This is a genomic window from Mesorhizobium sp., assembly GCF_004962925.1.
GTDB lineage: Bacteria > Pseudomonadota > Alphaproteobacteria > Rhizobiales > Rhizobiaceae > Mesorhizobium.
In genome coordinates this window covers 1-6,452 of sequence record NZ_SUEO01000293.1, presented here as the reverse complement: position 1 = coordinate 6,452, position 6,452 = coordinate 1, and the positions used below count along the sequence as shown (strand labels likewise).

General features: G+C 63.2%; 10 protein-coding genes. 2 read left to right on the top strand and 8 right to left on the bottom strand.

What is annotated here, in order from left to right; all coding sequences use genetic code 11:
- The first annotated feature begins 267 nt into the window (after positions 1 to 267).
- Entirely contained in the window at positions 268 to 705 is a 438-nt protein-coding gene (locus tag E5W87_RS33030; RefSeq protein WP_292407423.1) for a CBS domain-containing protein, read from the top strand.
- Positions 706 to 879: 174 nt separating this feature from the next.
- On the opposite strand, the gene E5W87_RS33025 is transcribed toward E5W87_RS33030, so the two are convergent.
- The 8 genes from E5W87_RS33025 to E5W87_RS32990 all read right to left on the bottom strand — a co-directional run bounded on the left by E5W87_RS33025 (position 880) and on the right by E5W87_RS32990 (position 5,548).
- Positions 880 to 1,239, bottom strand: a complete 360-nt coding sequence (locus E5W87_RS33025; RefSeq protein WP_292407418.1) for a nuclear transport factor 2 family protein — start codon at positions 1,237 to 1,239, stop codon at positions 880 to 882.
- A gap of 55 nt (positions 1,240 to 1,294) precedes the next feature.
- On the bottom strand, positions 1,295 to 2,137 hold the full coding sequence (locus E5W87_RS33020) for a hypothetical protein (RefSeq protein ID WP_292407415.1): 843 nt from the start codon (positions 2,135 to 2,137) through the stop codon (positions 1,295 to 1,297).
- A gap of 183 nt (positions 2,138 to 2,320) precedes the next feature.
- Positions 2,321 to 2,536, bottom strand: a complete 216-nt coding sequence (locus E5W87_RS33015; RefSeq protein WP_292407412.1) for a hypothetical protein — start codon at positions 2,534 to 2,536, stop codon at positions 2,321 to 2,323.
- Positions 2,537 to 2,573: 37 nt separating this feature from the next.
- Positions 2,574 to 2,915 (bottom strand): LOG family protein, encoded by a 342-nt coding sequence (locus E5W87_RS33010; RefSeq protein WP_292407409.1) that lies wholly within the window; start codon positions 2,913 to 2,915, stop codon positions 2,574 to 2,576.
- Positions 2,900 to 3,247 carry a hypothetical protein gene (locus tag E5W87_RS33005; RefSeq protein ID WP_292407405.1) on the bottom strand — a complete coding sequence of 116 codons (348 nt, stop codon included), beginning with the start codon at positions 3,245 to 3,247 and terminating at the stop codon, positions 2,900 to 2,902. The genes E5W87_RS33010 and E5W87_RS33005 overlap by 16 nt, the downstream gene beginning before the upstream one ends.
- Positions 3,248 to 3,299: 52 nt before the next feature.
- Entirely contained in the window at positions 3,300 to 4,136 is an 837-nt protein-coding gene (locus tag E5W87_RS33000; RefSeq protein ID WP_292407402.1) for a hypothetical protein, read from the bottom strand.
- Positions 4,137 to 4,298: 162 nt separating this feature from the next.
- Positions 4,299 to 5,420 (bottom strand): NAD(P)/FAD-dependent oxidoreductase, encoded by a 1,122-nt coding sequence (locus E5W87_RS32995; protein WP_292407398.1) that lies wholly within the window; start codon positions 5,418 to 5,420, stop codon positions 4,299 to 4,301.
- 2 nt (positions 5,421 to 5,422) lie between these two features.
- Positions 5,423 to 5,548, bottom strand: a complete 126-nt coding sequence (locus E5W87_RS32990; protein ID WP_292407395.1) for a hypothetical protein — start codon at positions 5,546 to 5,548, stop codon at positions 5,423 to 5,425.
- 140 nt (positions 5,549 to 5,688) lie between these two features.
- On the opposite strand from E5W87_RS32990, the gene E5W87_RS32985 reads away from it, so the two are divergent.
- The coding region (locus tag E5W87_RS32985) for an aminotransferase class III-fold pyridoxal phosphate-dependent enzyme (RefSeq protein ID WP_292407391.1) at positions 5,689 to 6,452 on the top strand (764 nt) is incomplete at its 3' end.

Sequence of the window (6,452 nt, the reverse complement as noted above, 5' to 3'; positions counted from 1 at the left end):
TGATCGTTCCTTCCGTTTTCCGTTTTGCTCGAGGAGGATCATCTGATCACCACTCAACCATTGTGCCGGATTATGGTTCCGTCCGTCACAGATATGGCCATTGGTGGAAGCTCTGACACAACAGGCACAGGCTCTTCCTTCAGACGATAGCTGCCTACTCCGTCGCGCGTGGTCGAAACATGGAACGATTCCGAAAGGCGTTCATTCTCCCCTGATCACACCCTTGATCACAGGTTTGGCGGGGCGCTTCACCTCGAGGAGAAAGCCATGAGAATCAGCGAGTGCATGACACAGAACGTTCAGGTCGCCAGTCCGGACCAGTCCTTGCGGGATGCCGCACGAGCCATGGCCGATCTTGACGCCGGTGTTCTGCCCGTCGGTGAGAATGACCGGCTGGTCGGCATGATCACGGACCGCGACATTGCCGTGCGCGGCATCGCGGAGGGCAGGGGTCCCGACGCCAAGATCAGGGACGTGATGAGCGCGGAGGTACAATGCTGCTTTGACGACCAGGAGGTCGGCGACGTCCTCCAGAACATGAGCAATCTCAAACTGCGGCGAATGCCGGTGATCAGCCGCGACCGGCGATTGGTTGGCATAGTCTCGCTCGGCGATCTCGCCGCGAATGGCGAGGCAGCCTGGGCCGGCGAAGCGCTGGGCGGCATTTCGCAGCCGGGCGGCGATCATTCGCAGACGGCGCACTGATGCATCATATCTGAATTTGAAGTTCCTGCTCCAGCGCCGGCATCGTCGCTCGGGAACTTCGGATCCAAAACCGCACTGGATTCACGCCCTTGCGCTGCAGCGCCGTGCGCCCGTTCGCATGATCCACCGGGAAAATCGATTCCGATTTTCCCGGGGTCATGCGTCGGGCCGATGCTATGCAACAGAGAATCGATCGATGACCCACAGCCATGTTCCGTCGGCTTGGCGGCGGGCGACCTCGGCGGTTACGGTGCCATCGGGAAGATGGGTTGACGTGAGTGCCAGGTCTCCGCTGACAACAGCGGGGGCCTGATTTCCGGCAGCAAATTTTCGGCCCGTTGCGGTGATGTCCGCGAAGAGTGCCCGGATCGCTTCCCGGCCAAGCGTGAGCTGCCCTTCACCGCTGTCGACGACGGCATGCGGCTCAAAAAGCGCGGCCATGCCGTCGATGTCTCCCGCCCACTGCCGGGAAATCAGCAGGCGCTCCAAATCCTGAGGATCACGCGCCGGCTCACGGCCTGGCTCATCGGTCATGGCGACACTCCTCCGACGCTCTCATGAACTACAGGTTCTCACGAATTGCAGGGTCTCATGAGTTGCAGGCTGCCGCAAAGGCCCTGGCGGCTTGGGCACTGCCCTTGAGGGAAACATCGTAGGTGGATTCTCCGCCGAGGTTGATGTGAAGACTGCTTCCGGATGCGATCCAGCCCAGGAGGGGATCCTTGGCGCTGGCCTTGAATACCGGCATGGCGACGCCAAGATTGTCATCGATCACGCCCCTGCCGACATAGAGCCCAGAGCCCGGGCCGCCTGAGATTCCGACCGTGACATAGTTGCCGTCCTTCAGCCATTTCACAGTATTGGTCAGAGAAACCTGGATTTTCCCCGATGACTTGGCGCAACTGGCGACAAAGTCCCGATCGTCGGTTTCCTTGACGCCATGCGTCAGAACAATCGGGCCGCTGGTGTCCACATACCAATTCTTGCCGGTATCCGCTGCCTTCGCCGCGTCGGAGTCATCTGGCGGGGAACTGCTGTCCGGTATCGGCGAGAGTATGTCGAATTTGAATGCCATCGGCTTTCGCAGGTCTGGCGAAAGCGTGCAATCGAAGCGAATACTGGACCAGCCCTTGTCGTTCGAAAGACTGCCCAGTCCCGACAAGCGGTTCTCTTTCAGCGTGAGCGGCTGTTCGCTTCGGCTGGCGCTGGCGCCGACCGTGCCCAGGAAGAACCGTGTCCGCCCCGAGCTTTTTTGGCCCGAACCTTCCTGGAAAGACGTCGCTCCACCCTCGCAGGCCCATACGGCGCGCTGCAGGTCGTTGGAATTCTTCGACAGATCGGCGGACAGCCTTGGGGCCTCGGCAGCAGAGGCAATCGTCGACGCCGACACAAGCGCTATCTGAATCGTTCCCAATATTGTTCGCTTGATCATGCGCACTTTGGCCCTCGTCTTCGCGCTGCGGCGAATGATCGTCGCCGTCCCGCTACTATCCGCCGATGTTCTGTACCAAAGCGTTCTGTTCTTCCTTAAATTTTGTGGCAAGACGAGCCGCCGCGTTGCGGCCAGGCCCCGCCATGCCGATCGCGACGTAGAGCAGCCTGGCGGTCATCCTCCTCAGTTGACATCGCGGTCCGCAACGCGCCATTTGGCGGCGCCGGCGCGGCGCCGGTGGCTGCGGCCGTCGTTGAGGAAGTCGGCAATCCTTTCCGCCAACTTCGCCGAGGCGAAGGTGAGCAGCCGGTCGTGATGGACGACGGGCTCGTCGTTCTCATTGTCCCAGATTTCGAACCGGCAGCTTGGGTTCGGTATGGCTTCGAAACGGTTCTTCATATCGATGGCTCCGGTCGCTTGGTTGCCTTGGGCGGTTCTAAGATGCCAGGGCTGTGTTGACGGAAAGGCGCGCCCCTTGCGGTAGCTGCGCCTGCGTGAAGCAGACGCCGCGCTGCAGCATGGGCAGGATGGCCGCCGGCATCTCGGCGACGAGGCATGCCATCGAAATCTGGCCGCTCAGGAACCCTCCATCTTCCAGATGGTCGAGCAGGTTTAGCCAGGGCGACCAGAAGCCGTGGAAATTGGCAACCAGGATCGGCTTCTGGTGCCGGTCGAGCTTGCGCCATGTCATCACCTCGGCCAGTTCCTCGATGGTGCCGATGCCACCTGGCATCGCGACGAAGGCATCGGCATAGTCGAACATCAGGCGCTTGCGCATATCCATGTCGGGAACCGAAATGATCTGGGCGATCCCGCGCGGCAGTGCATTCGCTCCAGCAGAAATTTTGGCGCGATCGCGATCACCTCGCCGCCGGCATCGGCGGCAGCGGCCGCGACCGCGCCCATCAGCCCTTCCCCGCCGCCGCCATAGACGAGGCGGACGCCGGCCGCTCCGATTTCGCTGCCCAATGCGGCGGCGGCTTGCGCGAGATACGGATCGTTGCCGGTCTTGGCGCCACCGAACACGCAGACGGTGCCGATGCGGGTCTGGCTCGGATAAAGCAGCCCTTCCAGGGAAGGGGTGCTGTAATCGTCTGAATTTCCAAACATGGTTCTGTCTCCACAGTTGAAGATCGTGTGCGGCGCTCCGGCCGGGGCGGCATCAAGCGTCGCCTGGCCGCGCAGTGTCGGGCAGAGCGGGCGCGCTTTCGCTGGCGCTGTCGGCAAACAGGAGAAGGTCGGCTCTGGCCCACAGCAGATAGCAGGCAAGCAATGTCAGCGGCGCGGCAACAAGCGCAGGGGAACCGCCCAACCATACTTCACGCAAGGCGGCGCCCATCGACAACGCCGCCGCAAGCATCGCCGGCAGGCGGCTGGCCAGCACCGCGCTGCGGAACGGATCAGGCCACCCAACCGGCCACCCGGGCACGCAGGCGCCGGGCCTGTAGGCGGCGCTGCCGAATTTACCGAGCGCGTGCAGCAGTCCGGCGGTCGCTGCCAGCACCGGCTGGCCGAACAGGAACAGCGCCGTGCCAAGCCCGATCGCGCCAATTCCCGACAGGAGATCGGCGAGGCGGTTAAGAGCCGGATCGGGGACATCGCGCCCGGCCCAGGCGCGGTGATAGACTTCGCCGCTGCAGAAGAAGACCAGCGTCGCCAGCGTCAGCGCCACCGCACTGCTGCTGCCAGCGAAATAGTCGAACAGTGCGGCGCCGCGCATGCCGGATCTCTGAGGGGCGGTGAGCTGGATCGTGACGCCCATCACCAGCCCGAGCGCGTTGCCAAGATTGTAGTAGCCGCCAGGACCGGCCATACGTGTCCGGATCGCCGCCGCAAATCGTGAAAGCGCCTCCGCGGTCCGGCCAGAACCCGCAGCCTTCGGTTTCGCGTCGAGACTCGACGGTTCGAAGGACAAGAGTTCGGCGAGCGCCGAGGCAGTGCGCCATTCGGATAGCGCGTCGTCCCGGCGGAATGGCGCGTGATCATTGTCGAATCGCATCGGACCCTCCTCGTCATGGAGCCAACGGTTCCGGAGAGCTTGGGCCTCCGGTAATCGGCTGTGATCGACGGACCAAGGTTCTGCGACCCCGGCTTACGGATGGCTTACGGGTATTTTGGGCTGCGCTTTTAACAACATGGCGCTAGCCCGATGTCGGCTCGGCTAGCTTGCCTTTGGCGCGAGGCGCTGAGCGACATGGTCGGCGATGGCCAGGCTTGAGGTCAGACCGGGGCTCTCGATGCCGAACAGATTGACCAGGCTGTCCACGCCGTGCACCGCCGCGTCCTGGATGACGAAGTCGGCATTGGCTTCGCCGGGACCGGAGAGCTTCGGCCGAATGCCGCTATAGGCCGGCTGCAGGCTGTCATCGGTGAGGCCCGGCCAGTATTTGCAGATCTCGTCGTAGAAGCGCTCGCCACGCGTCGGATCGACGCGATAGTCGAGTTGATCTGTCCATTCGACATCCGGCCCGAAGCGGGCGACGCCGTCGAGGTCGAGCGTCAGATGCACTCCGAGCCCGCCGGGTTCGGGTATGGGATAGATCAGCCGTGAGAACGGCGCCCGGCCGGCGACCGAAAAATAATTGCCTTTGGCATAGCGAAGTTCCGGCACGAATTGCGGGTCGAGCCCGTCAAGCGAGCGGGCAAGCGTCGTGGCACCAAGCCCGGCGGTGTTGATGAAGCGCGCGGTGGCGATTTCAAAGCGCTCGCCGCTGGTGCTGTCGATCGTGTCGAGCACGATGCGCCCACCCTCGATGCGGCCGGCGACAATGCGGGTGTTGAGGCTGAGTGCCGCCCCGTGCGCTTCGGCGTCGCCCAGCAAGGCAAGCATCAGGGCGTGGCTGTCGATGATGCCGGTGGCGGGCGAGAGCAGGGCGGCCGTGCACCGCAGCTTGGGCTCCAGCCTGCGCGCTTCGGCGGCGGTCAAGGGCACCAAGTCGCCCGCGCCGCAAGCAGAGGCGTTGGCTAGGATGGAAGCGAGCACCGGCTCCTGTTCGGCATCTGTCGCGACGATGAGTTTGCCGCAGCGCGCATGCGGAACCGCCCGCTCCTCGCAATAACGGTAAAGCTGTTCCCGACCTGCCACGCAGAGCCGGGCCTTCAGCGATCCGGCCGGATAGTAGATGCCGGCATGGATGACCTCGGAATTGCGCGAGCTGGTCCCGGTGCCGATGGCGTTCTCGGCCTCGAGGATCAGGGTGTCCATGCCGCGCTGCGCCATCTCTCGCGCGATCGCGAGGCCAATGGCGCCGGCGCCGGCGACTATACAGTCGACATGGTCCACGATCAGGCCACCTCAGCCTTGTTGTTGTGCCTGCTGGTGAGCCGTTCGACGATAACGATCCGGCGATGCGCATAGGCGGCTTCGCGCAGGTGTTCGCGTTCTGCGGCCTCGAAGCTGAACTTCCGCATGTCTCTGTCCATCCGCCAGCCCTTCCGAAAGGGCTTGACACCCTTACGAGAAACAGATGCATCCAACAGCATAATGCAAGAGGCGATGCGCGCCGAACGGCGGCAGGACCTACGTCCCGGCATGCAGGACAGGAACCATCATGGACGCACGACCGAATTCTCCCGAAGCCCGCGACATCAGCTACCACATGCACGCCTACACCAATGCCCGCAAGCATGAGGAGGCAGGGCCGCTCATCATCGAGAAGGGCGACGGCATCTATGTCGAGGATCTGGCCGGCAACCGCTACATCGAGGCGATGGCCGGGCTTTGGAGCGTTGCGGTCGGCTTCTCGGAGAAGCGGCTGGTCGATGCGGCGGTGCGCCAGATGTCCAAGCTGCCTTACTATCACGACTTCGGCTCCAAATCGCATTCGCCGCTGATCGATCTCGCCGAGAAGCTGGTGCAGATGGCGCCGGTGCCGATGAGCAAGGCGTATTTCACCAATTCCGGCTCCGAGGCCAACGATACGGTCATGAAGATGATCTGGTACCGGTCGAATGCGCTCGGCCAGCCGGCACGCAAGAAGATCATCAGCCGCATTCGCGGCTATCACGGCGTCACCATTGCCTCGGCAAGCCTGACCGGCCTGCCCAACAATCACATTTCCTTCGACCTGCCGATCGCCAATGTGCTGCACACGTCGACGCCGCACCATTGGCGCGAGGCGCTGCCGGGCGAGAGCGAGGAGCAGTTTTCGAGCCGGCTTGCCGACGATCTGGAAAAGCTGATCCTGGCCGAAGGGCCGGAAACCATCGCTGCCTTCTTTGGTGAGCCGATCATGGGCGCCGGCGGCGTCATCGTTCCGCCGGCCGGCTACTGGGCGAAGATCCAGGCGGTCCTGTCGAAATACGACATCCTGCT